General features: G+C 67.7%; 18 protein-coding genes. 6 read left to right on the top strand and 12 right to left on the bottom strand.

What is annotated here, in order from left to right; genetic code table 11:
- Window positions 1–44: 44 nt before the first annotated feature.
- The 6 genes from B0920_RS24275 to B0920_RS24250 all read right to left on the bottom strand — a co-directional run bounded on the left by B0920_RS24275 (window position 45) and on the right by B0920_RS24250 (window position 11,670).
- Window positions 45–3,095, bottom strand: a complete 3,051-nt coding sequence (locus B0920_RS24275; protein ID WP_078035261.1) for a hypothetical protein — start codon at window positions 3,093–3,095, stop codon at window positions 45–47.
- Between the two features lie 551 nt (window positions 3,096–3,646).
- Complete coding sequence (locus tag B0920_RS24270; RefSeq protein ID WP_078035260.1) at window positions 3,647–5,830, bottom strand: GNAT family N-acetyltransferase; 2,184 nt, start codon at window positions 5,828–5,830, stop codon at window positions 3,647–3,649.
- A complete protein-coding gene (locus B0920_RS24265; RefSeq protein ID WP_078035259.1) occupies window positions 5,827–6,984 on the bottom strand; it encodes a DegT/DnrJ/EryC1/StrS family aminotransferase in 1,158 nt (385 codons plus the stop codon). Before B0920_RS24265 ends, B0920_RS24270 begins: the two co-directional genes overlap by 4 nt.
- On the bottom strand, window positions 6,977–8,827 hold the full coding sequence (locus B0920_RS24260; RefSeq protein WP_078035258.1) for an asparagine synthetase B: 1,851 nt from the start codon (window positions 8,825–8,827) through the stop codon (window positions 6,977–6,979). Before B0920_RS24260 ends, B0920_RS24265 begins: the two co-directional genes overlap by 8 nt.
- 18 nt (window positions 8,828–8,845) lie before the next feature.
- On the bottom strand, window positions 8,846–10,081 hold the full coding sequence (locus B0920_RS24255) for a pyridoxal-dependent decarboxylase, exosortase A system-associated (RefSeq protein WP_078035257.1): 1,236 nt from the start codon (window positions 10,079–10,081) through the stop codon (window positions 8,846–8,848).
- Entirely contained in the window at window positions 10,078–11,670 is a 1,593-nt protein-coding gene (locus B0920_RS24250) for an acyl-CoA ligase (AMP-forming), exosortase A system-associated (RefSeq protein ID WP_078035256.1), read from the bottom strand. Before B0920_RS24250 ends, B0920_RS24255 begins: the two co-directional genes overlap by 4 nt.
- Before the next feature lie 181 nt (window positions 11,671–11,851).
- On the opposite strand from B0920_RS24250, the gene B0920_RS24245 reads away from it, so the two are divergent.
- The 6 genes from B0920_RS24245 to B0920_RS24220 all read left to right on the top strand — a co-directional run bounded on the left by B0920_RS24245 (window position 11,852) and on the right by B0920_RS24220 (window position 17,040).
- On the top strand, window positions 11,852–13,162 hold the full coding sequence (locus B0920_RS24245) for a putative O-glycosylation ligase, exosortase A system-associated (protein WP_078035255.1): 1,311 nt from the start codon (window positions 11,852–11,854) through the stop codon (window positions 13,160–13,162).
- Between the two features lie 16 nt (window positions 13,163–13,178).
- On the top strand, window positions 13,179–14,186 hold the full coding sequence (locus tag B0920_RS24240; protein ID WP_078035254.1) for a polysaccharide deacetylase family protein: 1,008 nt from the start codon (window positions 13,179–13,181) through the stop codon (window positions 14,184–14,186).
- A 137-nt stretch (window positions 14,187–14,323) separates the two neighbouring features.
- Window positions 14,324–14,569 (top strand): acyl carrier protein, encoded by a 246-nt coding sequence (locus tag B0920_RS24235; protein WP_218669412.1) that lies wholly within the window; start codon window positions 14,324–14,326, stop codon window positions 14,567–14,569.
- Window positions 14,566–15,423 carry a hydrolase 2, exosortase A system-associated gene (locus B0920_RS24230; protein WP_078035252.1) on the top strand — a complete coding sequence of 286 codons (858 nt, stop codon included), beginning with the start codon at window positions 14,566–14,568 and terminating at the stop codon, window positions 15,421–15,423. Before B0920_RS24235 ends, B0920_RS24230 begins: the two co-directional genes overlap by 4 nt.
- On the top strand, window positions 15,420–16,298 hold the full coding sequence (locus tag B0920_RS24225; protein ID WP_078035251.1) for a hydrolase 1, exosortase A system-associated: 879 nt from the start codon (window positions 15,420–15,422) through the stop codon (window positions 16,296–16,298). The genes B0920_RS24230 and B0920_RS24225 overlap by 4 nt, the downstream gene beginning before the upstream one ends.
- A 25-nt stretch (window positions 16,299–16,323) precedes the next feature.
- Window positions 16,324–17,040, top strand: a complete 717-nt coding sequence (locus B0920_RS24220; RefSeq protein ID WP_078035250.1) for a tetratricopeptide repeat protein — start codon at window positions 16,324–16,326, stop codon at window positions 17,038–17,040.
- Window positions 17,041–17,052: 12 nt separating this feature from the next.
- On the opposite strand, the gene B0920_RS24215 is transcribed toward B0920_RS24220, so the two are convergent.
- The 6 genes from B0920_RS24215 to B0920_RS24190 form a co-directional block, all read right to left on the bottom strand.
- A complete protein-coding gene (locus B0920_RS24215) occupies window positions 17,053–18,249 on the bottom strand; it encodes a VanZ family protein (protein WP_179119281.1) in 1,197 nt (398 codons plus the stop codon).
- 52 nt (window positions 18,250–18,301) lie between these two features.
- Window positions 18,302–19,663 (bottom strand): PEP-CTERM-box response regulator transcription factor, encoded by a 1,362-nt coding sequence (gene prsR / locus B0920_RS24210; protein WP_078035248.1) that lies wholly within the window; start codon window positions 19,661–19,663, stop codon window positions 18,302–18,304.
- Entirely contained in the window at window positions 19,660–21,753 is a 2,094-nt protein-coding gene (gene prsK / locus B0920_RS24205; RefSeq protein ID WP_078035247.1) for an XrtA/PEP-CTERM system histidine kinase PrsK, read from the bottom strand. Before prsK ends, prsR begins: the two co-directional genes overlap by 4 nt.
- Before the next feature lie 58 nt (window positions 21,754–21,811).
- Entirely contained in the window at window positions 21,812–23,218 is a 1,407-nt protein-coding gene (locus tag B0920_RS24200) for a TIGR03013 family XrtA/PEP-CTERM system glycosyltransferase (RefSeq protein ID WP_078035246.1), read from the bottom strand.
- 78 nt (window positions 23,219–23,296) lie between these two features.
- Window positions 23,297–24,322 carry an SDR family oxidoreductase gene (locus B0920_RS24195; RefSeq protein WP_078035245.1) on the bottom strand — a complete coding sequence of 342 codons (1,026 nt, stop codon included), beginning with the start codon at window positions 24,320–24,322 and terminating at the stop codon, window positions 23,297–23,299.
- A 92-nt stretch (window positions 24,323–24,414) separates the two neighbouring features.
- On the bottom strand, window positions 24,415–25,704 hold the full coding sequence (locus B0920_RS24190) for a nucleotide sugar dehydrogenase (protein WP_078035244.1): 1,290 nt from the start codon (window positions 25,702–25,704) through the stop codon (window positions 24,415–24,417).
- Between the last annotated feature and the right edge of the window lie 76 nt (window positions 25,705–25,780).

Here is a 25,780-nt window from a genome sequence, read left to right as displayed (position 1 = left end):
TGCGCTTCAGGCTGCGCGGCAAGGCGCGCGGCCGGGCCGCTCGATTACGCGGTGCGGATGAAGAACAGGTTCGACGAAGCGTTCGGCATCAGGAGGAAGCCGCGCAGCGCCGGCACGTAGCGGAAGCGGTTCTGCACACCCGAACTCGGCGTCGCCGGGGGCAGCTTGCCGGTGGTCTGGAGGAAGCTGATGTCCCAGATCGTTCCCGCGTTCGGCTTGATCACGTAGATCCTGCCGGCGCCCGCGCCCTGGCCGCAATAGAACAGGAAGCGGTCGTTCTCCGGATCGTAGTCCATGGCCGAATAGGTCGGCTTGTCCGCCTTCAGCTGGGTCAGCGCCGCGCTCGCGTTGAACGAGATCTTGTACTGCGACGAACCATTCACCGGAACGATGGTCGAGTACAGCTGCTGGGTGCCGTAGCCGAAGCCGTCGCCCCAGTTCAGGGTGAACAGCTGGTTACGCCGCTCGTCGTGCGCGATCGGCATCCGCACCAGGTCGTTGGTACGGTTGGTGATCGGGCGCGTCCACTGCTTGGTGGCCGGCGACCAGCGCGCCAGGTTGACGCTCCACACTTCGCCGGTCGAGCGCAGCATCACCGCGCCGAAGTCCGAGCCGCTCGGGATGTCGGCCCAGGTGCCGGCCGGATCCCAGGTGTTGGTGTCGAGGTTGAAGCCGTTCGTCGCCGGGAAGAAGTAGGCGTTGCCGGCCGCGCCGCGCGTACCGAACAGCATCAGCCTGTTCACCTGGGGCACGAAGTGCATGGTGGCGTACAGGTGCCGCGAGGTCGGTTTGCCATCCGGATAATAAGCGACGTCCTTCAAAGTGCTGGTGCTCGGCGCGGAACGCACGACCCACTTCGGCGCATTGTCGGTCAGGCGCAGCGACACCACGCGGTTGTCGTAGGAGTCGTTGTGCCCGCCCGCGGCGGCGATCAGGATTTCGTTGGTGCGCTCGTTGAAGGCGATGCCGCTGTAGGCGTTGGCGGCGGCGCCGCCGGCGCCGGAGGTGCCCGGAATCTCCACCCACTGGCCGATCGCCGCGCCCGCCAGCCATGCCGGCATGCCGGCAGGCTGGTCGACCACAGGAGGCGGCGCCGGCTGGACTACCTCGACCGCCCGGGCCGGTTGCACGCCCCAGACCGGACGCTCATTGAAGGCGTTGCGCAGGGTGCTCCAGTTGGATGCGCTGGTCAGGCGGCCATAGGCCGCCGCCGCGCCCGGCACGCCGTGGCGCACCGCGTAGGCGATCGCCGGCATCAGGTTGCCCCACATGGCGCGTTCGCCCGGCATGTACTCGGCTGCCAGCAGACCTTCGGTCTTGCTCATCCAGGCCGGCTTGGCGGCATAGGTGGCGGCATACACCTGGGCGTCCGAGGCCAGCCACGGACCGGTGCCCTTGTCGTAGTCGGGCGCGCCGACCGGGGTGATGGTCAGGTTGTAGGGAACGGCGTTGACGTACCAGAAGCCGCTCTGGGTGCCCAGGCGCATCACCGCGCTCTTCGCCTTCCACTGGAAGAAGGCGGCCAGGTTGGCGGCGGCGGTGGACGACACCGGCAGGCCCAGCGACAGGGCGTAGCCGAAGGCGGCGGTCACGAAGTCCTGCTGCCAGGGCGCGCCCACCTGCAGGGTGCCGCCGACATAGGCTTCGCCCGGCTTCACCCAGCCATACGGATTGTTGGCTTGCGCAACATAGCGGCCATGGAAGTGGGCGATGTTCGCCTCGACCGAGGCGATGAACTCGGCGCGCAGCGCGGTGTCGGCATCCGGCGTGACGGCCAGGGCCTGGACCTTGGCGCGCCAGTCCCAGGCGCAGGAGCGGGTCTGCCAGGCGCCCGGGCAAGGCTGCACCAGGCCCTTGGCGCCGTCACGCAGCTTGTTGTTGTCGCCATTGCCGAGGTAGTTCGCGGTGGCGGCGAACTGCACCTCTTCCATGAAATACCAGCGACCGGTCACGAGATAGGCCATGTAGCCGACCGAGGGGCTGTGCGCAACGTCCCATTGCGGCGGGTTGCCGCCGGTCGCGGCCGGCGTGTACTGGCCCTTGGAGGAGCCGCCGGTGTCCTTGAAGCCCTGGCCGGAACGGATGTTCAGGTTCGGATAGCTCGAGAAACGCAACGGACGCTGCGTGGTCTCGTCGCGGTAGTGGATGCCCCAGCGGCCGGCCGAGAAGCCGTTGCGCACCACGGCGCCGTACGCGACCGGCGCATTGCTGGTCAGGTAGAGCACGTCGTGCTGGGGCAGCAGGCCGATCGGATCCTGGTAGCCGCTCGAGGCCATCGAATCCTGGTCGTACTTGAGGTTGCCGGCCTGCAGCGGCTGGTAGGTGGTCACCAGGCCGAGCACGGCGTTTGCCATGTTGTTGACCGTGGCCATGTAGCTCGGCACCAGTTCGGTCGACTGCAGGTAAGCCTTGTTGTGCGCAGGGGTCACGCTGGCGTCCGTGCCCAGCCAGTACGACAGCGCGGCGCCGCCGATCAGCGGGGTACGCTGATGGTGCTTGAGGTCGATATAGCCTGCGAAGCGCTGGGTGGTGCCCAGGGTGAAGGTATAGCGGGTCGCCTTGTTGGTAGGCCCTGCGACCTGCAGGTAGCCGTTCTCGATCCAGGGCAGGACTTCGACCGCGCCGTTGTTGTACAGGCGTACTTCGAGCCAGGCGACCAGGTGCTTGTCGGTGCCTACCGGCTTGCGGTAGATCCAGGACGACATGACCGGACCCGAGACCCACTGGGCCATCGGGGTCTGCCAGTCGGCGCCCGACCAGCGCACCGTGCCGAAGGCGTCGGCGCCGATCTCGGCCACGATGTTGGTGGAGCGCAGGCGCGCGGTGTCCAGCACCGTGGTGGTGGCCGGCGCGGCGGCGCGGCTCAGGGTGATGGTCTTGGGGGTGTTGGCGGCCAGGGCGACGATGCCCGACAGCACGGCGAACTTGAGCGAGCCGTCCGGCCAGGTGTTCTTGGGGATGACCTGCAGGCTGCCGGCATCGGCGATGACGCTGCTGCCCTTGGGCACATCGCCCTGGCGGAAAGCGTAACCCAGGGTATAGGGAGCTTGCGACTGGGCGACCGGGCTGGTCAGGGTGAAGTTGGCGTTGGCCAAGGTGGTCGGAGCGACACTGCTGGTCGTGCCAGCCAGCGTGCTGGCGGATGCGCCTTCTCCGAAAAGGGTGGAGCTCTCGGTCTCGAAAGCTTCACCGTTACCACCGCCGCAGGCGGCTAGTGCGCCCGTTGCGGCAACTGCGCCGGAACGGCGCAGGAAATCTCGACGTTTAGTATCAACCATTATCTAAAATCAGGTAAAACAGGTGAAGTATCAGGAATCAGCGCCAGTGCAGGGACAAGTGATGCACAGCCGTGAATTAAGCGAAAGTTCTTGGAGATGAGGGCGGGACCCTGTGCTTTCGTTCGAAGTCAGGGATGATTGTAGGCATCGTTTGGCCACGAAGAAATGGACGCACGGCAACAAATCGCAAAAAAGCCGCAAAATTCCAAAGAAATTTGTAACAGACACTTACTTTTTTGCCAATTTATTTGGCAAAAATGAACAAAAATAGCCGTATTGACACGGATTTGTCCCGAAGAACATGGCTAATCTTGTAATAGAATGTGAAATCGCAGTTCTTGAACCGCGCTGTCCCAGGAATTGCCGGTTCAAGCCGCCGGATTCAGGGGCTTGACAGACGCAGCGGTGCCACTCTCGGGCTTGCCACCGCCCTGGTCGCGAGGGCGCCGCAGGCTCTGCCGCACGTATTTGATCGCTCGTCCCGAGGCTTCGCGGAGGAAGCCCAGCACGCCGGGCAGCGAGCCCAGATGATAGGCCACCAGGCCCCAGCGTTCGCGACGCTCGCCCATCCAGGTCTTCTTGTAGGGATCGTCACCGATCAGGTAGTCGATCTCCGCGACCTGGTCGGTCTCGATCACGTGCCGGATCAGCATGGCGGTGACCAGGGTGCCCGGAGAATAGTCGCGGAAACGTTCGTCATAGGCGACCTTGTAGATCTCGGCCCGCCCGTGGCCCACGATCCAGACCTGGACCGCGACCGGCTCCCCATGCAGGCGCGCCAGGCCGAGGCGCAGCACGCCCTTGGCGGCGCACAACTGCAGTAGGCCCGGCATGAAGTCGTCGAAGGGTTCGGGCTTCTTCCAGCTGGCCGCATATACCTTGCGGTAGGCCTCGATCGCGCCGGGCAGGTCGTCCGGCGAAGTGACGACTTCGAGCACCCCGCCCTCGGCCGCGAACTTCTTGCCCATGCGCCGGATGGTGCTGCGCACGCTGCCCTCGCGCTCCGCCAGGTAATCCAGCCAGCCGGTGCGCACACGCTGGTACCAGTTACCGAAGGCGAAGAACTCGAAGGGGAACCAGCCGCCGCTGCACAAGGCCTCGCACAGGACGACATAGGCATGGGAGGCGGGCGCCATCGGCGCCAGCATCAGCGAACCCAGGCGCGGGAATTCCCGGCGCAGGGCGGTGAACAGGGGCAGCAGGTCGGACGCCTTGGTTCCCGGAGCCAGTGCGGGTTCGTACAACGCGCTGTAGAAGTTGCTCAGGGCGTGGGCCTGCCAGCCGAGCGCGGCGCGCTCGATCCGCAGCGGCAGCACCGCGAGGATCTTGTCCCCGCTGCGCAGCACGTACAGGCGGATGCCTTCATGCCCGGAGTAGACGGTCTCCACCAGGTTGCGATACCAGTCGAAGCCGAACTGCAGGTTGCGCGTTTCCGCACGCTCGAGGAACTGGCGCACCTCGGCCGGCAGGGCCTCCGGCCGGGTGTAGACCTCGACCGCGGAGGCCTCGTCGGCCGCCTGCGCCTGGCGGACGCGCAGTGCGCGCAGCGCTTTCAGGCCATTCGCCATCACGCCGCCGAAGCGCGTGCGATACAGGGTGAGATGTTCGATCCAGCGGTGGGCCGAGGCCCATTCGAGCTGCTCGGGACTGGCATCGGTGTAGAACTCGATCGCCTTGCCGGGAAAGCTGGCGAATGCGTCCTCGATGACGGCGCGCAGCAGCAGTCGACCAGGGGCATAGCGCGCCAGCTCCTCGTTATAACTGGTCTTGAGGATCACCATCATGTCGCCGCTCGACACCAGGAGGCGCGAGGCCGCCAGTTGCTCCCCCAGCCATAACTCGTAGACCAGGGCCTGGCCCTGGCGCGCGCCGTCGCGCATCAGGTTGCGGAAAAAGGCATACTGCTCGGGCGTCGAACCGAGCGCGGTGCCGATCTTGCCCTTCCAGCCGGCCGCTTCCATGGCCGCGTAACGCTCGACGCCGGCATCGACCTGGTCCGGCGTATCCAGGCGCACCACGCGCGGCGGCAGGCCATCGTCGATCGCGCGCCGCTCGTAGCGGCGCATGTTCTTGGCCAGCTGGCGCGGACGCGCTGCCCAGTAGTCCGCATAGCTGCCGTCCAGGGCGATGCGCATGGTCAGGGTGTGGGCCATGCGGTGCGTCGGCGGCTGCACCTCCGCCAGCACCGCGCCGAAGCTGGGGTCGTTGCACAGGAGGTCGAGCTGGAGGGCCGTGCCCGGCAGGCTCGGCAATAGATCGTCCAGCATGCGCCGCTCGGGCACCATGGTCGGGCCGATCTGCACCTGGGGCGGAGCGAAGCTGCGCCAGGCGATTCCCCTGCGCCGCTGCAGGATGAGCATGGCCTGCACGCCCGCCTCGTCGCGCAGGGTGCAGAGGTATTCGTTGCCGGCGCCAAGCTGGCGCAGCAGGCCGTCGACGAACAGGGCCGACAACAGCGGGTGGGCGCCGAAGCGCTCGCGGTTCAGCCGGTCCCAGGCCTCGGCATGTTCGCCCAGGCCCTTGTCCAGCGCTACGACGCTCCAGCCGCTCACGCCAGCACCTCCCTGGCCAGCGCCAGCATCCAGTCCATCTGGGCCTCGGACAGGCCCTGGTGGCAAGGCAGGTGCAGCAGCCTGCTGCGGTAGCGCCTGGCGACCGCGCACTCCGAGACCGCCATGTCGTCCCAGCGCCAGATCGGCAGGCCGGCCGCCTTGAGACGGAAGAAATCGGGGTCGGGATGCGCGATCAAGAGCGGGAACATGTAGGGCGCGCAGTCCTCGGGCAAGGCCGGCGCCAGCGGGCGCGCGCGCCGCCAGCCGGCGCTGGCGTTCAGCCACTGGCGGTAGCGCTGGCGGCGGCGGCGCGCGATCTCCTCCGGCTGGGCGCGCTCGATGAGCCAGCGCGTCTGGAGCAAGGCATCGCGGCGCTCGAGCGCCGCATCGTAATAGCGCGAGGGACCGTCCTCACGCCCGCGATGCTCGGCGCCGCGCGGTCCCGCCTGCGGCGCCGGCAGGGCCGCAGGCGGGACCGCGGCAGGCCGGGTGGTCAGCGCGCGCGCCGCGCGCAGCTCGGCCATGAGGCCGGGCGCGCCGCCCTGGGGCGGCAGCAGGCCCGGGTCGCCCCACAGCAGGCCGCCGTCCGGGCAGGCGAAATATTTATACGGGCTGGCCACCAGCATGCGCCCGCTGGGCACGCCGGCCTGGACGCGGCGCTGGGCCACCATCCAGGCATGGGCGCAATCCTCGACCAGCACCAGGCCGTGGCGCGTGCACAGCGCGCCGAGGGCCTCCATCGTGGCGCGCGGCTGCTCGATGCCGAAGTAATGCGGCACCAGCAGCACGCGCGCAGCCGCGCCGACGCCCGCCACCAGGGCCTCGATGGCGGAAAGGTCGGGACGCAGGTCCTCGTGCAGCGGATACAGCGCGACCTGCGCTCCCAGCGCCAGCGCCGGATCGAGGATGGTGCGGCAATGGTAGGACGGCGCCAGCAGCAGGCCGCCCGGGCCCAGGCCGGCCGCCGCGAAGGCGGCGCGCAGGGCGTAGCGCCCGCGCGCGAAGCGGCGCACGCCGGGGCCGGAAAGCAATCCTGACGGCACGCGGTCGGCGCCGTCCGCGCTCAGTTCCGCCCAGCCGGGCGCCGGCAGCAGCGGCACCCGCGGCGCCGGGAACCCGCAGCCGCTGGGGTCGAAACGGCAGATCTCAGGCATGAGGCCCAGGAGAGACCGGGCGCTGGCGGAACCACTGCTCCATCATCATCAGCACCCACACCATGGTGCCGTGGTAGCCCGGGTGTTCCTTCAGGTGGCGGCCCAGCAGTTCGTCGATGAACTCGGCGCGCACGATGCCGCGCCCGCGCAGGGCCGACAGGCTGTCGTAGGCCAGGTCCTGCAGCGGCTGGTGCTTCTGCAGCCAGACGCCGAAAGGCAGGCCGAAGCCATGCTTCTGCTTGGTGATGATCTCGTCGGGCAGGAAACCGCGCAGCGCTTCCTTGAAGAACCAGCGCAGCTTCTGGCCGTTGAGCTTCTGCTTGGCGGTCAGGCGGGTCGAGAACTCGACCATGGCGTCGTTCAGGAAGGGGAAGGCGACTTCCACCCCGGCCAGTTCGCAGGCGCGCGTGACCTTGGGCAGGTCGTTGTCGGCCAGGGTGACCTTGAGGTCGAGCGCCAGCATCTGGTTGATCAGGCTGGCCGACGGCTGCTTGGCATAGGTCTCGCGCAGGCTGGCCAGCGGGCCGCCGGTGTCGGCGCTGGCCAGGAAGTCGGCGGCGAACACCTGCTCCGGGCCATAGCGGCCCAGCAGGTTGTAGGTCTCGAGGCGCGCCGGCATCGGCACCGAGGCCTGCTCGATGTAGCTGCGCGCCTTGCGGATCGGCTTGATCATGCCGCCGGCCGGAAAGTTGAACACCGCCGGCTCGAGCAGGGCCTTGCGCAACAGTCCCGGCACCTTGTCGTAGAGGGCGAACACGTGCTGCTTGGCGTAGCGCTCGTTACCGCCGAACAGCTCGTCGCCGCCGTCGCCGCCGAACATGCGGGTCACGCCGTCGCGCCGCGCCATCTGGGCGCAGTAGAAGGCCGGCACCGCCGAGGCGTTGCCGAAGGGCTGATCGAAGATCGCCGCCACTTGCGGGATCGCGGCGACCACGTCGTCCGGGGTCACGTAGTACTCGTGGTGGGCGGTGCCGAAGTGGCGCGAAGCCAGGCGCGCATACTCCATCTCGTCGTAGCCCTCGGCCTCGAAGCCGATCGAATAGGTGTCGGCCGGACGGCCGCCGACCTGGGTCAGGATGCCGGCGATGGTCGAGCTGTCGGTGCCGCCGGAGAGGAAGGCGCCGACCTTCTCGCCCTCGCCCGCCTCGCGCACGCTGTCCTTCAGGATGCGCAGGAATTCTTCCTTCAGCTCCTCGAACGAGGGGCCGGTCTGTTCGTCGAAGCGGATCTGCCAGTAGCTGCGCTTCTCGAGCGCGCCCTGGCGGTAGCGCAGGCATTCGCCCGGCAGCAGGCGCTGCTGGTCGCGGTAGACCGTGCCGGGGCCCGGCACCATGTGGAAATAGACGTAGTTGTACAGGCCTTGCGGGTCGATCCGGCCTGGGGTGGACGGATGGCGCACCAGGGCGTCGCTGGAGGACGCGAACACCAGGGTCTCGCCGGCCAGCTGGTAGACCAGCGGCTGGGTGCCGGTACGGTCGATCGCCAGCAGGGCTTCGCCGCGCGCCTCGTCCAGGATGCACAGGGAGAAGGCGCCCGACAGGCGGGCGCACACGGCGTCCGGATCCTGGCGCCAGGCGGCGGCCAGCTCGGCCGCCAGCGTCTCGCCCGCGGCCGGGGTGGCCGCGATGCGCGCCTGGCCCCACACCGCCACCGTCAGGCCGTCCTGCTGCCAGACATGGCTGCTGGCCGGCCGGGCCGCGACCGCGGCGGCGCTGCGCCGCCCGGCCAGGCGGCGCACCGGCACGCCGTCGAAGCGCCCCAGGGGCGCGGCCATGGTGGCCAGCAAGGCCTCGTTATCGGCGCTCGAAGCGCCGTGGCCCATCCATCCGCACAATCCGCTCACTGCACACTCTCCTCTTCGTTACACCAGCACTTCGCGCGCCGCCGGGTGGCTCAGGAAGCCTCCCGGGCTGGCCGTCAGGCCATAGGCGCCCGACTGGAACACGACCACCAGGTCGCCCTCCTGGGCGCGCCCCAGTTCCATCCCGTCGGCCAGCAGGTCGAGCGGGGTGCACAGCGGGCCGACCACCGAGACCGTCTCGCGCTCGCCGCCGGCCACGCGGTGGCCGATCGCCACCGGATAATTCTTGCGGATCACCTGGCCGAAGTTGCCCGAGGCCGCCAGGTGATGGTGCAGGCCGCCGTCGGTGACCAGGAAGACCTGGCCGCGCGACTCCTTGCGTTCGACCACGCGGCACACGTAGATGCCGGCTTCGGCCACCAGGTAGCGGCCCAGCTCCATCACCACCTGGGCCTGGGGCAGGTCGCGGCGCGCCTCCGGCAGGATGGCGCGCAGGTGGGCGCCGACCGCTTCCAGGTCCAGCCTTTCCTCGCCCGGGAAATAGGGAATGCCCAGGCCGCCGCCGATGTTCAGGGTCAGCACCGGGCCAGGGGCGTCCTGGGCCAGGCGGCGCGCCAGCGCGAAGGTCTTGTCATGGGCTTCGTGGAGCGCTGCCGCCTTCAGGTTCTGCGAGCCGCTGAAGATATGGAAGCCCTCGAAATCCAGTTTCAGCTCGCCGATCCGGCGCAGGGCCTCGGGCACGCGCTCGGCGTCGATCCCGAACTGCTTGGGACCGCCGCCCATCTTCATGCCCGAGGACTTGAGTTCGAAATCGGGATTGACGCGCACGGCCACCTTGGGGGTGATGCCGAGTTCGCGGCCGATCGCGGCCGCGCGTTCGAGTTCGCCGAAGCCTTCGAGGTTGAGCACGATCCCGGCCGCGATCGCGCAGCGCAGGTCATGGTCGCTCTTGCCCGGGCCGGCGAAGCTGATCCGCTCGGGCGGCATCACGGTGTCCAGCGCGACCTGCAGCTCGCCGCCGGAGGCGACGTCCAGGCCGTCGACCAGGGTCGCCATGTGCTGCACCACGGCCGGCATCGGATTGGCCTTCATCGCGTAGTGCAGGTGGATCTCGGGCGGCAGGTGGCGCCGCAGCAGGGCTACCCGCTCGGTGAGGCGGGCGCGGTCGTAGGCGTAGAAGGGGGTGGACCCGACGCGCGCGGCCAGGCGCGGCAGCGGCACGCCGCCCACCACCAGGGTGTCGTCCACCACCTCGAACTGGGTCAGCGGCGCGTGCTTGGGACGCGGGGCGTTCATGCCGCCTCTCCGTTAAAGATGCCTTCGAGCTGGGTCGAGAGCAGCTTGCGGTCGATCTTGCCGTTCGGGTTGCGCGGCAGCGGGGCCTCGGCCACCATGATCCTGGCCGGCAACATATAGGCCGGCAGGTGGGGCTTGAGGGCCGCCAGCAGCGTATCGGCGTCCAGGCTCGCGCCTTCCTTCGGATACACCATCAGGGCGATGGCCTGTCCCAGGGTCGGGTGGGCGACGCCGATCGCGGCCGCCTCGGCCACGTTGTCGCGCGCATACACCACTTCCTCGACCTCGGTCGGGCTGACCCGGTAGCCGGAGGTCTTGATCATCTCGTCCTTGCGGCTGATGAAGTACAGGAAGCCGTCATCGTCGCGGCGCACGGTGTCGCCCGACCATACGGCAAGCTCGGTCAGCACCAGGCCGTTGTGGATGGATTTCACCGGCTTGAAGCGTTCGGCGGTCTTGGCCGGGTCGTTCCAGTAGCCGAGCGAGACCAGGGCGCCGCGGTGCACCAGTTCGCCCGGCTCTCCCGGATCGCACTCGGTTCCGTCCGGGCGCAGCACCATCACCTCGGCGTTCGGGATCGCCTTGCCGATCGAATCCGGACGACGCTCGAGTTCGGCCGGCGGCAGATAGGTCGAGCGGAAGGCCTCGGTCAGGCCATACATCAGGAAGGGTTGCGCGTTCGGCAGCGCGCGGCGCAGGGCGTCCAGGGTGGCGCGGGTCATGGCGCCGCCCGAGTTGGTGAGGTAGCGCAGGCTGCAGTCGGCCGGCCAGTCGAGGGCGGCGAGCTGGATCCACAGCGGCGGCACCGCCGCCAGGCCGGTGATGCGTTCGGCCGTCACGGCCTTGAGCACGTCGCGCGGCAGCAGGTGGTTGATCAGCACCGCGGTGGCGCCCACGTGGAAGGCGGTGGTCAGCTGCGACAGGCCGTAGTCGAAGGACAGCGGCAACACGGCCAGGATGCGGTCTTCGGGTGTATTCTCCAGGTAGCTGGCGACGCTCTCGGCGCCGGCCACCATGTTGCGGTGCGATAGCACCACGCCCTTGGGCTTGCCAGTGCTGCCCGAGGTATACAGAATGGCGGCCATGTCGCCGTCGATCGCGCGGTGCGGCTGGCGGGCGCGCTCGGCGCCGTCGGCCAGGGCGGTGTTCCAGGACAGCACGCGCAGCTTGTCCAGTTCCGGCAGCGCGCCCGCGCCCTCGGTCACGATCACCGTGTGCAGGGCCGGGCAGCCGGCCAGGCTGGGAGCCAGCTGGCGCAGGCGCTCGGGCGAGGTGACCAGCACCCGGACGTCGCAGTCGGCGGCGATGAAGGCCACCTGCTCGGGTTTGAGCAGGGGGTTGACCGGGACGAAAACGCCACCGGCGGCGGCGGCGCCGAACATCGATGTCACATTTTCGATACGTTTTTCGAGGTAGACGGCGACCCGTTCGCCGCGTCCCAGGCCGAGCGCGAGCAGGGCCTGGGAAACCTGGCCGACTTCGGCCGCCAGGCTGGTGTAATCAAGGCGGCGGGACCCGTACACGAGCGCCTCGGCGCCCGGCACGCGGCGCGCCGCGTCAAAGATGAAATCGTGGACGAGATGGCCCATGAGAGTCCTAGAGAGGTGGTGCGGTGTGCTTGATGCAATCCGCAGAACAATAGCATATTAACAAAAAATGATGCGATTTCTTAACACTTCGTGTGGCGGAAACGTCTTGTTCGTTTGCATTTAATCGTGTCGAAACGGAAATAAGGTACCATCGGACTTCTTGCATTTGCACTAATTTTCCATGCGTGACATCCTCATCACCCTGATCGTCCTCGGCTCCCTGCCGCTCGCCCTGAAGCGGCCGTGGATCGGCGTGCTCATGTGGGTATGGATCAGCGTCATGAACCCGCACCGGCTGAGCTGGGGCTTCGCCTACGAATTTCCGTTCGCGGCCATCATCGCCGGCGTGACCCTGGTCGGGGTGCTCATCACGCGCGACCCCAAGAATTTCCCGGTCACGCCCATCACCATCACGCTGCTGCTGTTCACGCTGTGGATGAATGTGACCACGATCTTCGCCTTCTTTCCTGACGACGCCCTGGTCAGGCTGTCCCAGGTCAACAAGATCATGCTGATGACCGTGGTGACCGCCATGCTCATCAAGACTCGCCAGCACATCAACTACCTGGTCTGGGCACTGATCATCTCCGTCGGCTACTATGGGGTCAAGGGGGGCGTATTTACCATCCTTACCGGCGGGGGAAGCATCGTGTGGGGTCCCCCGGGCAGCTTAATTGAAGGCAACAATGAAGTCGCGCTCGCCTTCATTAACATCATTCCGCTGATGTTCTACGTCCGGATGGTCTCGGAAAACAAGTGGGTACGCCATGCCATGCTCGTATCCATGCCCTTGTGCGCCGTGGCCGCCATCGGTTCCTATTCGCGCGGGGCCTTGCTGGCGGTCGCCGCCATGCTGTTCTTCCTCTGGTTGAAGAGCCCGAAGAAGCTGGTGCCCGCGATCGTCATCATCCTGCTCATCCCGGTCGCGGTCGCCTTCATGCCGGAAAAATGGACCGAGCGCATGGACACGATCAGCACCTACAAGGAAGACGCCTCGGCCATGGGGCGCATCAATGCCTGGTACCTCGCCTTCAACCTCGCCAATGACCGTCCTCTCGTCGGTGGCGGCTTCGAGCTGTGGAAAGGACCGATTTTCCGCATGTATGCCCCCGATCCCGAGGATCCCCACGCCGCCCACAGCATCTACTTCCAGGCGCTGGGGGAACATGGCTGGGTAGGCTTCATCCTGTACATGAGCCTGTGCCTGCTGACATGGCGCAAGACGTCCTGGATCGTACGCCAGGCGCGCGGCAGTCCGGAGCTGGCTTGGGCCGGGCACCTGGCCAACATGATCCAGGTCAGCCTGGTCGGTTTCGCAGTGGGCGGCGCCTTCCTGAGCCTGGTCTATTACGACGTCCAGTACTACCTGATGATGGCGGTGGTCGCCACCGGCGTCCTGGTCGAAAAAACCCTGGCCGAGAAGAAATTGGCAAGCCAGCGCGCGGCCGCCGTCCCGCCCCTGGCGCCGCCGGCCCGCGCCGGCATTATTTGATCATCAGCGAGGTTTCATGCCGCTCACCTATTCCGACCAGTTGCCCCGGCGCGCGGCGACGCCCGCCGGCAGCCACCCGCTGCTCAAGTCCATCCTGGCCCTGGGCAGCCCGCGCCAGCGCCTGTCGATCCTGATCTTCCACCGCGTGCTGCCCCAGCCCGATCCGCTGTTCCCGCACGAAATGGACGCGGCGCGCTTCGATACCCTGCTGGGCCTGCTGACCGCCTGCTTCACGCTGGTCACGCTGGAACAGGGCCTGGCACACCTGCGCGCCGGCACCCTGCCGCCGCGCGCCGCCTGCATCACCTTCGACGACGGCTATGCCGACAACGCCGAAGTCGCCCTGCCCCTGCTGCGCCGCCACGGCGCGGTGGCGACCTTCTTCGTTTCCACCGGTTTCCTGGATGGTGGCCGCATGTGGAACGACACGGTGATCGAGCTGATGCGGCGTGCGCCGGAACAGGTCGACCTGGGCCGGGCCGGCTTCGGCGTCCTGCAGCTCGATTCCACCGCCAGCCGGCGCGCCGCGATCGACACCCTGCTGGGCAAGCTGAAGTACCTGCCGCTGGAGCAGCGCCGCGACCAGGTCGAGCTGCTGCGCGAACTGGTCGGCGTGCCCCTGCCGGACGACCTGATGATGCGCAGCGCGCAAGTGCGCGAGCTGCACGCGGCCGGGATGGAGATCGGCGGCCACACGGTCAACCACCCGATCCTGGCGCGCCTGGCGCCGCAGGAGGCGCGGCGCGAGATCGCCGACGGCAAGGATGCGCTGGAAGCGCTGACCGGCGCCCCGGTGCGCACCTTCGCCTACCCGAACGGCAAGCCGGGCCAGGATTACCTGGCCGAGCATGCCGCGATGGCGCGCGAGATCGGCTTCGCCGGCGCGGTCTCGACCTCCTGGGGCGCCGCCAGCGCACGCAGCGACATCCACCAGCTGCCGCGCTTCACGCCCTGGGACCGCAACCAGTTCCGCTTCGCCCTGCGCCTGCTGCAGAACATGCGGCGTCCTGGCGAGACGGTGTAAGACCTGCGCTGGACTGATGAGCTGACCACCGTGTACCATGGCAATCCATTCCCGACGGCGTTCGCCTGGCCACCCGCGCAGCCTGTGCTCCTGTCAGCCAGCGCCCCCTTTCCACGCAAAAGATTCATGGAGTAATTGTGTACCTTGACGACGTAAAGCGCATTCTCGCGGACGTACTCAGCCTCGGCGACGCCGCCAACTCGCTCACCGAACAGTCGCCCCTGCTGGGCAGCATCCCCGAGCTCGACTCGATGGCGGTGGTCAACCTGATCGGCGCCCTCGAAGAACACTTCGGTTTCGCGATCGACGACGACGAGATCAGCGCCAGCACCTTCGAGACGCTGGGCAGCCTGACCGCCTTCGTCGAGCAGAAGATGGCATGATCCCGCGCGCCGAGCCGTTCTTCCTGGACGCCGGCCCCGGCCAGCGTTTCTGCCTGTTCCAGGCGCCGGCCGGCGCCTGCCGCGGCGCGCTCGTCTACGTCCACCCTTTCGGCGACGAGATGAACAAGGCGCGCCGCATGGCGGCCCTGACGGCGCGCGCGCTGGCCGCGCGCGGCATCGGCGTGCTGCAGGTGGACCTGTACGGCTGCGGCGACAGCAGCGGCGACTTCGCCGATGCGCGCTGGGAGATCTGGCTGGCCGACCTGGAAGCGGCGCGCGCCTGGCTGGCGGCGCGCCTGGGCGTGGCGCCCGGCCTGTGGGGCCTGCGCCTGGGCGGCCTGCTGGCGCTCGACTTCGCGCAGCGCTGCCCCCACCCGGTTCCCGATATCGTGCTGTGGCAGCCGGTGCAGCAGGGCAGCGCCTACCTGAAGCAGTTCCTGCGCCTGCTGAGCGTGAACGAGATGCTGGCCCAGCCGGAGAACGAACAGAGCAAGGCGGCCAGCAACACCGGCGCCCTGCGCGCCGCCCTGCTGGGCGGCCAGGCGCTGGAAGTGGCCGGCTACGAGCTGGCGCCGGAATTGGGGGCTGCGATCGACGCCCTCGACGGCGCGAAGCTGGCCCCGCGCGCCGCGCGCGTGCACTGGTTCGAGATGGCGACCGCGCCCGACCGCCCGCTGCCGCCGGCCACCACCAGACTGGCGGCGGCCTGGCGCGAAGGGGGCTGCGACCTGCGCCTGCAGCAGATCGTCGGCCAGCAGTTCTGGGCGACCCAGGAAATCAGCGAATCGGCCGAGCTGGCCGAGGCCACCTGCGCGGCGCTGGAAGCGGCGGCGCCCATCGAGGAGACGGCATGAACGCGCGCGACGTGGCGGTGCGCTTCGCCTGCGAAGGCGAAGACCTGATCGGGGTGCTCAGCCTGCCCGAACGCCCGCAGCGGCGCGGCGTGCTGGTCGTGGTCGGCGGGCCGCAATACCGGGCCGGCAGCCACCGCCAGTTCACCTTGCTGGCGCGCGGCCTGGCCGAACAGGGCTACGCCACCCTGCGCTTCGACTATCGCGGCATGGGCGACAGTGGCGGTGCGCTGCGCAGCTTCGAGCAGGTCGACGCCGATCTGCGCGCGGCGGTCGACCAGTTTTTCACGCTCGTGCCGACCCTCGAGGAGGTCGTGATCTGGGGCCTGTGCGATGGCGCGTCCGCCGCACTCTTCTACGCCCACCAGGACCCGCGCGTCAGCGGCCTGGTGCTGCTGAACCCCTGGGTACGCACGGCCGAAGGCCTGGCCAAGGCGACCCTCAAGCATTACTACCGGGCGCGCCTGCTCGAGCCAGAGCTGTGGAAAAAGCTGCTCAGCGGACGCTTCGCTTTCCGCAGCGCCGCCGCATCGCTGCTGGCGCAGTTGCGCACGCTGTTGGCGCGCCGGCCGGACGCTTCCGACGCCGGACGCGAGCCGGCGGGCGCGGCAGCGGCCCCTTTGCCGGAACGCATGCGCCTCGGCCTGCAGCGCTTCGGCGGCCCGGCCCTGTTCATCTTCAGCGGCGCCGACCTGACCGCCAAGGAATTCCTCGACCTGGTCGCCGACTCGCGCGACTGGCAGGCCTTGCTGAAGGACGAGCGCGTCGCCCAGCACCACCTGGCGCCGGCCGACCACACGTTTTCGCGCAGGGCATGGCGCGACCAGGTCACGCAATGGACAGCGGACTGGTTGCGCACGTTTGCGCGAGCCGATTGACGATCCTTTTGAACGAGCACAGACCATGAAGACGATTGCACTGGCTATCGCGGCCGCCGCCCTGGGGCTTGCCGCCCCGGCCGGCGCGCGCGAGTACTGCGGCGAGCTGGCGAACCACTACGGTCCCTACGACTACCGGACCGACAAGCCCAAGCTCCAGATTGTCGAGCGGGCGCACTTCACCGAAGCGGTCGAAGCCGGAGTACGCGGCGCCACCGCACATGAAGTCGGCGGGGACCTGGACTACACTCTGCGCGCCTCACCCAACCATCACCGTGCCCTGGCCACGCTGGCGCGCATCGCCCTGCGCGACAAGGCCTTGATGATCAATCAAACCAAGTGGCCGGTGGAATGCTATTTCCTGCGCGCGGAACGCTTCGCGCCCGACGATGCGGTCGTCAACAGCACCTATGGTTCCTACCTGTTCAATCTCGGCAAGATCGACCAGGCGCTCGTCCAGTACCGCAAGGCGATCGAACTCGACCCCGATAACGCCATGATCAATTACAACGCCGGCCTGGCCTATATGAAGAAAGCCGACTTCGCGCGCGCGCTGGCGCACGCCCACAAGGCCTACGAACAGGGCTACCCGCTGCCGGGCCTGAAGAACCAGCTGGTCAAGGCCGGCAAATGGGTGGAGCCGGCGCCGGCGAAAGAGGAAGCGGATGCGCCGGACGCCGACGCGGCGCGCAAGGCGGCCGCCAACACCGGCGTCGAGCCCGCCACCAAGGCCACCCAGTAAGTCCGCGCCGGCTCAGGGAGAGGCCGGCGCCAGTCCTGGCCGGCGCCTCTCCCTCCGCGGATGCGGCCGCATGGCCGCCGCACAAGGCGCCAGCAGCAGCGCCAGCGCCAGCACCGTGGTGTCGCCCTGGTAGGCGACGAGCGCCACGCGCAGCACTTCCAGCATCCCTACCCCGATCAGGACCAGCAGGCACCAGCCGAGCGCCGGACCGCGGCCCAGGCGCAGGCCGCTCCACAGCAGGGCGCCGACGGCGAGCGCCTCGAAGGCGGTCGGCGGCAGCACACCCAGGGCGCTGTGCCACAGGAAGCGCGAAAAGGGAATCAAGGTGAACTCCCCTCCCCGCCACTGTCCGCGATAAGGCGTCAGCACCGTATACAGCAGCATGGCCAGCGCCAGCGGCAGCACCAGCGCCGCCGCGCGCCGCCCCCCCAGGCCGGCCAGGAACCAGCCGCCCACCAGTCCAAGCACGATCCCGAGCAGGGTCTCGCGCCGCAGCGCGCCATAGGGCACCGCCACCTCCAGCAGCAGCACCAGCGCGCCGAGCAGGACCAGGCCGCGCACCGGACGGCGCAGCCAGCCGGCCCGCATCACCGCGCAGCCCGCCACGCAGGCCGCCGCCGCGTGCTGCAGCAAGCGCGCCAGCTCGAAGGGCGGCGCGAACACAGCCGGCCTGGCGTGGGCGCGCAACAGGCCGACATCGAGGGTGGGCAGGAAGGGAAAGGATTCGTAGCAGACCCAGACCACCACCAGCAACAGGAGGAAGTTGTCGTGCTCGCCTGCCTGCCCGGCCATCTGGTTTGCCAGCTGGGCGCGGATGCGCGCGGCCAGCAGCATGCCGGCCGCCATCCCGGCGGCGTTCCAGGCGACGTCCGACAGCGAGGCGGTGCGGCTGGGCAGGTAGAGCTGGGCCAGCTGGATGCCCACGCCCAGCACCAGCAGGCCCAGCCCCGCGCCCAGCAGGCGCGCGCGGACGCGCGCGAAACTGGCCTGCAGCGCGATGCCGAAGGGGACGAACAGCACCAGGTTGTCGATCGCGTCCGCGCGGTTGGCGAACAGGTCAGCCTCCCCCAGGAAGCTGGACAGCGGACGCGGCGCGTCCTCGAAATCGAAGGGAAACAGCGAACCGTAGACGATGAACCAGGTCATGGCCGCCAGCAGCACCCGGGCCGCCGCGGCGTGGCGCGCCGGCGGCGCCGGCCGAGTGCTCAACGAAGGGTCGGGACCGGGGCCGGGTTCGGGTTCGCGCAGGGCAAGGTCGGCCTCAGGCGTTGTTGACCTTGATCGCATGGCGCGCCATCAGGTCGTACATGGTGGGGCGGCTGATCCCGAGCGCTTCCGAGGCCTTGACGATATTGCCGTCGGCGCGCGCCAGCGCCTTGACCAGGGCCTTGTACTCGGCCTCGTCGCGGATCTGGCGCAGGTTGATCGGCTGCTCCTCGGCCTCGACGTCGATACCCAGGTCCTCGGCCTGGATGGTGGCGCCGTCGGCCATGATCACGGCGCGCTTGATGCAGTTCTCCAGCTCGCGCACATTGCCCGGCCAGCCATAGCCCTCGATCGCGGCCAGGGCCTCGGGCGAAAAATGCAGGCTCGGGCGCGATTCCTGGGCGCAGAACTTGTTCTTGAAGTGGTGGGCCAGCAGGGCGGCGTCGCCGTTGCGGGCATGCAGCGGCGGGATCGTGACCACGATCTCGGACAGGCGGTAGTACAAGTCCTCGCGGAAACGCCCACTCTGGGCCAGCTCCTTGAGGTTGCGGTGGGTCGCGCAGATCACGCGCACGTCGACCGGGATCTCCTCGTGGCCGCCGATGCGCTCGACCACCCGCTCCTGCAGGAAACGCAGCAGCTTGGCCTGCAGGGCCATCGGCAGGTCGCCGACCTCGTCCAGGAAGAAGGTGCCGCCGTGCGCCAGCTCGACCTTGCCCTTGGTCTGCTTGGCGGCGCCGGTGAAGGCGCCCTTCTCGTAGCCGAACAGCTCGCTTTCCAGCAAATTCTCGGGGATCGCCGCGCAATTGATCGCCATGAAGCGCTGGCCGGCGCGCGGGCTGAGCTGGTGCAGGGCGCGCGCCAGCACTTCCTTGCCGGTGCCCGATTCGCCCAGCAGCATCACCGAGGCCGAGGTCGGCGCGACCTTCTCGATGTTGCGGCAGACCTTGAGCATGCCGGGATCGCGGCTGATCACGCCCGACATCGGGGAGTCGGCCTGGCTCTGGAGCATGCGCCGGTTTTCCTGCTGCAGGGCATGCAGGAAGAAGGCGCGCTGCACCACCAGGTTCAGCACTTCCTGGTCGCAGGGCTTCTGGTGGAAATCGTAGGCGCCCATGCCGATCGCCTTGACCGCGTTGGCGTGGTCCTGGTTGCCGGTCAGGACGATGACCTTGGTGTCCGGCGCCAGCGCCAGGATGCCCTGCAGGGTCGCCAGCCCTTCGGTGGCGCCGTCCGGATCGGGCGGCAGGCCGAGGTCCATGGTGACCACCGCCGGCTCGTGGCGGCGCAGCAGGGCCAGCGCGCTCTCGCGGTCGCCGGCCACCACCACCTCGTAGGCGTCGAGGCTCCAGCGCAGCTGCTTTTGCAGGCCCACGTCGTCTTCGATGATGAGCAGTTTCGGTTTATTCTGAGTCAAGACAATTCTCCTGCCGCGGCGCGCGGCGCGACCTCCGCTGCCTGCCCTTCGTGCAGCGGCAATAATACGTCGAAAGTGGTGCCGACCTGGGGCGTGCTGCTGACTTCCAGCCGCCCGCCCAGTTCGTGGATGTATTCGCGGCTCTCGAAAGCGCCGATGCCCATGCCCGCCGCCTTGGTCGATTCGAAGGGCCGGAACAGGCGCTCGCGGATGAACTCCTCGTCCATCCCAACGCCGGTGTCGCGGATCGAGACCAGGGCCTGGCCGTCGCGCTGGCCGACCTCGATGGTGACCCGGCCGTCGCGCGGGGTGGCTTCGATCGCGTTCTGCACCAGGTGGCCCAGCACCCGCTCGAGGCGCTCGCGGTCGGCCAGCACGCGCAGGCCGGTGGCGCGCACCTGCAGCGCCGGGCGTGGCTCGAAGCCGCGCTTGTTGCTGATCGCCTGCCGCACCACCTCCTCGACCGACAGCGGCGCCGGGCGTTCCATGTTGGCGCTGCGGCCCAGCTTCTGCAGCATCAGCTTCATCTTTTCGACCGACAGCTCGACGGTCTCGACCATGTCGCGCTGGAATTCGGGATTGTCGCGATGCTTTTCCGCATTCGCGACCATCAGCGAGAGCTGCGATACCAGGTTCTTGAGGTCGTGCACGACGAAGGTCGACATCCGGTTGAAGGACTCGAACTGGCGCGCCACCAGCAGGGCGTCGGCCGCTTCCTGCTGGGCCAGGTAGCTGGCGGCCTGCACGCCGGCGATCTTGAGCAGGTCGATCACTTCCCAGTTCAGGATCACCGGGCTGCGCGACTGCTGCAGGACCACGAAGCCGGCCAGGCCGCCGTGCATCACCATGGGCACCACCAGCCAGGCCCTGGGCTGCTGGCGCAGCCAGTCAGGCAGCACCAGGCCGGGATACTTGTCCGGGTCGCGCGCCGCTTCCGCCAGGTCGACCACCCAGTGCGATTCTCCAAGATAGCGGCAGAAGGCCGAGCCGGCCTCCTCGCGCGCCTGCTGCGGCGCCGCGTGCCAGTGGGCGACCGGTTCGTAGGCATGCCCCTCGCGCCGCATCCACAGGCTGCCGCCCGGGCTTTCCACCAGGGTAGCGATGGCCTGGATGGCGCGCTCGCCCAGTCCCGGGCCCGGTTCCGACAGGGTGCGGGTGAAGCGCAGCCATTCCTCCCGGTAGTCGTAGTTGTAGGTATAGAAGTGCTTGCTGATGAAGACCTTGAGCCAGGAGCGGAAGGTGCCGGAGAACAGGATCCCGAGCAGCAGCATGAGGGCGGCGAACAGGAAGGCCACCTGCATCAGGTTGCCCCAGCTGCCGCCGAAGAAGCGCAGCGCGTAACCGGCCAGGCCCATGGCCAGCAGATAGAGCGCCGAACCGAACAGGGCCGCGGAGTGGAACATCACGCGGCGCGACAGGGCCAGCCCGGTGTTCCAGGAAGCGCTGCGGGCCATGGAGATGCCGATCAGGGGCACGGTGAGCGCATTGATGGCGCCGCGGGCGGCCCAGATGTCGGGATTGATGCCACGGAACAGCAGCGCGTCGCTGTACATGTAAAAGTCATAGGCGAACATGCCGCCGATGCCCAGGCAGGCGAACTTGATTGCCCAGCGCTCCTGCTCAGGCTTGTTGCGGTACACCTGCTCGACCAGCAGCATGCCGAACACCGACCAGCCCAGGCGCAGGCTCATCGAGGAAACCTGGCCGATGCCTTCGAAGACATAGCCGCCCCACCAGCCGTAGACGGTGAGCGCCAGGAACAGCAGATAGCCGACCCCGGCGGCGGCGACCTTGCGGCTCAGCCCGAAAGGGAGTCCGTGGGAGGGTTCGCGGTGGCGCCCGAGCAGGGCGACCAGGAACAGCGACCAGGCGGCGTTACGCAGGATCTCGAGCAGGTCGGCGGCCAGCGACACCGATATTTCCTGGTGGGCGTGGTAGCCGACGGCGGCGGCCCAGCCCGCGCTCAGCAGGCAGGCCGCGGACAGGACGGCGCGGTAGCGTCGCCCGCGCCAGCTGGTCAGCCAGGCCGCGCCCAGCAGGACGAAGCCGACCGCGGCGACCAGGTAACTGAACGTGATGATCGAGTTCAACAGGCTTCATCCATTCGTGGGACGGGCGCCATGCGCACCCGGCGGGGCGCAGGCGGCATCAGCGGCCGCTGCGGAACAGCACCACCTTGAGGGTGTCGATCAGGATCAGCACGTCGAGGAACAGGCTGTTGTTCTTGACGTAGTAGAGGTCGTACTGCAGCTTCTGCAGCGCGTCCTCGGCCGAGGAACCGTAGCCGTAGCGCACCTGGGCCCAGCCGGTGATGCCCGGTTTGATCGAGTGGCGCACGTTGTAGTACGGGACTACCTCGATCAGCTGCTCGACGAAGTAGGGACGCTCGGGGCGCGGACCGACGAAGCTCATCTCGCCCTTGAGCACGTTGAGGATCTGGGGCAGCTCGTCGATGCGGGTCTTGCGCATGAAGTTGCCGACGCGGGTGATGCGCGGATCGTTCTGGGCAGCCCATTGCGGCTTGCCACCCTTCTCGGCGTCGATGCGCATGCTGCGCAGCTTGAGCACGCGGAAGGTCTTGCCGTCACGGCCGACCCGCTCCTGGGCGTAGAAGGCCGGGCCGCGGTCTTCCAGCCACACGGCCAGCATGCCCAGCAGCAGGATCGGGAAGGTAAGCGCCAGCAGCGCCAGGCTGCAACCGAGGTCGAAGGCGCGCTTCATGAACATGCGCACGAAGCTCTGGTCGAAGCCGCCGCCGAACACCAGCCAGGACGGCTGCAGCGAATCGACCCGGATCTGGCAGGTTTCGCGCTCGAAGAAGGTGGCGGCGTCGGTCACCTTCACGCCCTGCAGCTTGCAGTCGAGCAGTTCCTTGATCGGGAAGCCGCCGCGGCGGTTCAGCACCGAGACCACGATCTCGTCGACGTTGTACTGGCGCACCAGCTTGGACAGGCCGCTCGAATCGGCGCCCTTCATGACCTTGGCCGGGTCGACGCACAGTTCCTCGGTGGCCACCGGGATGAAACCGGCGATGTCGTACTTGTGATAGCGGTTGGCGCGGGTGGCCAGGTCGCTGCACTCGCGCGCCAGCGGGCCGCTGCCCAGGAACAGGATGCGGGTGCGCAGCACCGCCGCTTCCGAACTCTTGAGCACGACGTAGCGCGCGGCCAGGATGCCGACCGCGGCCACGCCGAAGGTCAGCAGCAGCACGCCGCGGCCGAAATACAGTTCCGGCGCCAGGTAGAACACCAGGGTCAGGATCACGAAGCCCATCACGAAGGAGGGCATCAGCTTCATCAGGAGCGGATGGCGCACGCCCTCGTCGACGTCGAGCTGGTACATGCCCATCGCGCTCATGCTGAACAGCATGGCGGCGGCGAAGGCGATCGCCGAGGTGAAGAAGTACTCGAGGTGCGGCACGGCCGCGCTGCTCTCGCCGACTTCCACGAAGCGGATCGTCGCGCCGAGGTAGACGGCGCCCAGCAGCACCAGCGCTTCGACGAAGAGCAGGACGAACACGATCTTGGATACGTAGTGGTTGGCGATTCTGAGCACGATAGCCTCCGGAATTTCTCTCTGTTCTTATTGCTCTGTTTTTATTGCTCTGTTCTTATCGACTAGAAAAGCTCACGGTCAGACCAGATGACTGACATACCAGTCCATCGCCTGCTTCAGGCCCTGGTCCAGGCGGTGGGTTGGCGCATAGCCGAGCAGGCGCTGCGCTTTGGAAATATCGGCCTGCGAATGGCGCACGTCGCCCGGCCGGAAGTCGACGTGGTCGGGACGGTGCGCGCTCACGTGCGGGAAGCGCGGCGCCAGCAGTTCGACCATCATCGCGTGCAGCTGGTTGAGCGAGGTGCGGTCGTTCAGGGCGACGTTGTAGACCTGGTTGGCGGCGTCCGGACCGGCGGTGGCGGCCAGCAGGTTGGCCTGGACCACGTTGTCGATGTAGCAGAAGTCGCGGCTGGTCTCGCCGTCGCCGTTGATCTTGAGCGGCTGGTTGCGGATCAGGGCGGCGACCCATTGCGGGATCACGGCGGCGTAGGCGCCGTTCGGATCCTGGCGCGGGCCGAACACGTTGAAGTAGCGCAGGCCGACCGACTCCAGGCCGTAGCAGCGGGCGAACACGTCCGCATACAGTTCGTTGACGTACTTGGTCACCGCATAGGGCGACAGCGGCTTGCCGATCTGGTCCTCGACCTTGGGCAGGGCCGGATGGTCGCCGTAGGTCGAGCTCGAGGCGGCGTAGACGAAGCGGCGCACCTTGGCGTCGCGCGCGGCCACCAGCATGTTGACGAAGCCGCTGATGTTGGCCTCGTTGGTCAGGATAGGATCGGCGATCGAGCGCGGCACCGAGCCCAGCGCGGCCTGGTGCAGGACGTAGTCGGCGCCTTCGCAGGCGCGGCGGCAGTCGTCCAGGTTGCGGATGTCGCCTTCGATGAAGTGGAAGCGCTCCCAGGCCGCGTCGCCCACGGCCTCGCGCACCTGGTCCAGGTTGTGGCGGTGGCCGGTCGCGAAGTTATCGAGGCCGGTGACGCGCTGCCCCAGCTTGAGCAGGGCCTCGACCAGATTGGAACCGATGAAACCTGCGGCGCCAGTTACCAGCCAGTGATGGCACTGCGTGCGCAGCTGCCCCTGGATGTCTTCGATCTTGTTCACCTTATTGTCTTTCTAAGTAATCCGGACCCTCCCCCCAAGGCGGGCCCATCGAACCGGGCAGGCGCCAGACGGCGCGCCCGGCGGCACGAAGCTTACAGGCGCCAGACGCAGTAGCCGGCTTCGCGCAGGTGTTTCGGTTCGAACTGCGACTTGACGTCGATGAAGCAGCCCGACGGGTTCAGCTTGTCCTGGAAGTCGGTCAGCGGACGGGCCAGCACTTCCTTGTGCGGCACGGCAACCACCACGGCGTCGGCCTTCGGCAGCGACTCCCAGCTTTCCAGCTTGATGTTGTATTCGTGCTTGGCCTCGTCGGCGTCCGCCACCGGGTCGTAGACGTGCACCTCGCAGCCATAGGACTCGAGTTCATGCACGATGTCGGCGACCTTGGAGTTGCGCAGATCGGGGCAGTTTTCCTTGAAGGTCAGGCCGATCACGTTGATCTTCGAGCCCTTGACGTGGAAGCCCGAGGAGATCATCGACTTGACGGTCTTCTCGGCCACGAACTTGGCCATGCCGTCGTTGATGCGGCGGCCCGCGAGGATGACCTGCGGGTGGTAGCCGATCATCTCGGCCTTGTGGGTCAGGTAGTAGGGATCGACGCCGATGCAGTGGCCGCCGACCAGGCCCGGACGGAAGGGCAGGAAGTTCCACTTGGTGCCGGCCGCCTTCAGGACTTCGAGGGTGTCGATGCCGACCTTGTCGAAGATGATCGCCAGTTCGTTCATCAGGGCGATGTTCAGGTCGCGCTGGGTGTTCTCGATCACCTTCGCGGCCTCGGCCACCTTGATGCTGGAGGCGCGGTAGACGCCGGCGGTGACCACGTGCTCGTACAGCTTGGCGATGCGCTCGAGCGATTCCTCGTCGTCGCCGGAGACGACCTTGAGGATGGTGGTCAGGGTGTGTTCCTTGTCGCCCGGGTTGATGCGCTCGGGCGAGAAGCCGACGTGGAAGTCTTCTTTCCACTTGAGGCCGGATTCGCGCTCCAGGATCGGGATGCAGACCTCTTCGGTGGCGCCCGGGTAGACGGTGGATTCGTAGACGACGATGGCGCCGCGCTTCATGTTCTTGCCGACCGACTTGCTGGCGCCGATCAGGGGCGTGAAGTCGGGGTTGTGGGCGATGTCGACCGGGGTGGGCACGGCGACGATGATGTAGTCCGCCTGGGCCAGCATGGCCGGGTCGGTGGTCACTTCGAGGTGGCGCGACGCCTTCAGCTGCTCGGTCGAGACTTCGCCGGTCGGGTCGATGAAATTCTTGTAGTTCTCGATCTTGGCGCTGGACAGGTCGAAGCCGATGGTCCGTCCTTTTTTGCCGTATTCCACTGCCAGCGGCAAGCCGACATACCCCAGTCCTACTACCGCGACGACTTCATCTGCTTTCATTATCGGGTTCCGTTCAAGAATTGAGTTTTGCTATTGTGCTAACTTTACTATAGCACGGTTGCTCAGCCGCGCTCAA

The organism is Massilia sp. KIM, from assembly GCF_002007115.1.
GTDB lineage: Bacteria > Pseudomonadota > Gammaproteobacteria > Burkholderiales > Burkholderiaceae_D > Telluria.
The sequence above is the reverse complement of the archived record's forward strand: the minus strand, read 5'-3'. Positions and strand labels throughout refer to the sequence as shown.

Bases quoted from the DNA above. Each gene is read 5' to 3' on its own strand.
- B0920_RS24190 (WP_078035244.1), bottom strand. From the start codon at position 25,704: ATGAAAGCAGATGAAGTCGTCGCGGTAGTAGGACTGGGGTATGTCGGC.
- B0920_RS24250 (WP_078035256.1), bottom strand. From the start codon at position 11,670: ATGGGCCATCTCGTCCACGATTTCATCTTTGACGCGGCGCGCCGCGTG.
- B0920_RS24255 (WP_078035257.1), bottom strand. From the start codon at position 10,081: ATGAACGCCCCGCGTCCCAAGCACGCGCCGCTGACCCAGTTCGAGGTG.
- B0920_RS24230 (WP_078035252.1), top strand. From the start codon at position 14,566: ATGATCCCGCGCGCCGAGCCGTTCTTCCTGGACGCCGGCCCCGGCCAG.
- B0920_RS24265 (WP_078035259.1), bottom strand. From the start codon at position 6,984: ATGCCTGAGATCTGCCGTTTCGACCCCAGCGGCTGCGGGTTCCCGGCG.
- B0920_RS24220 (WP_078035250.1), top strand. From the start codon at position 16,324: ATGAAGACGATTGCACTGGCTATCGCGGCCGCCGCCCTGGGGCTTGCC.
- B0920_RS24225 (WP_078035251.1), top strand. From the start codon at position 15,420: ATGAACGCGCGCGACGTGGCGGTGCGCTTCGCCTGCGAAGGCGAAGAC.
- B0920_RS24245 (WP_078035255.1), top strand. From the start codon at position 11,852: ATGCGTGACATCCTCATCACCCTGATCGTCCTCGGCTCCCTGCCGCTC.
- B0920_RS24240 (WP_078035254.1), top strand. From the start codon at position 13,179: ATGCCGCTCACCTATTCCGACCAGTTGCCCCGGCGCGCGGCGACGCCC.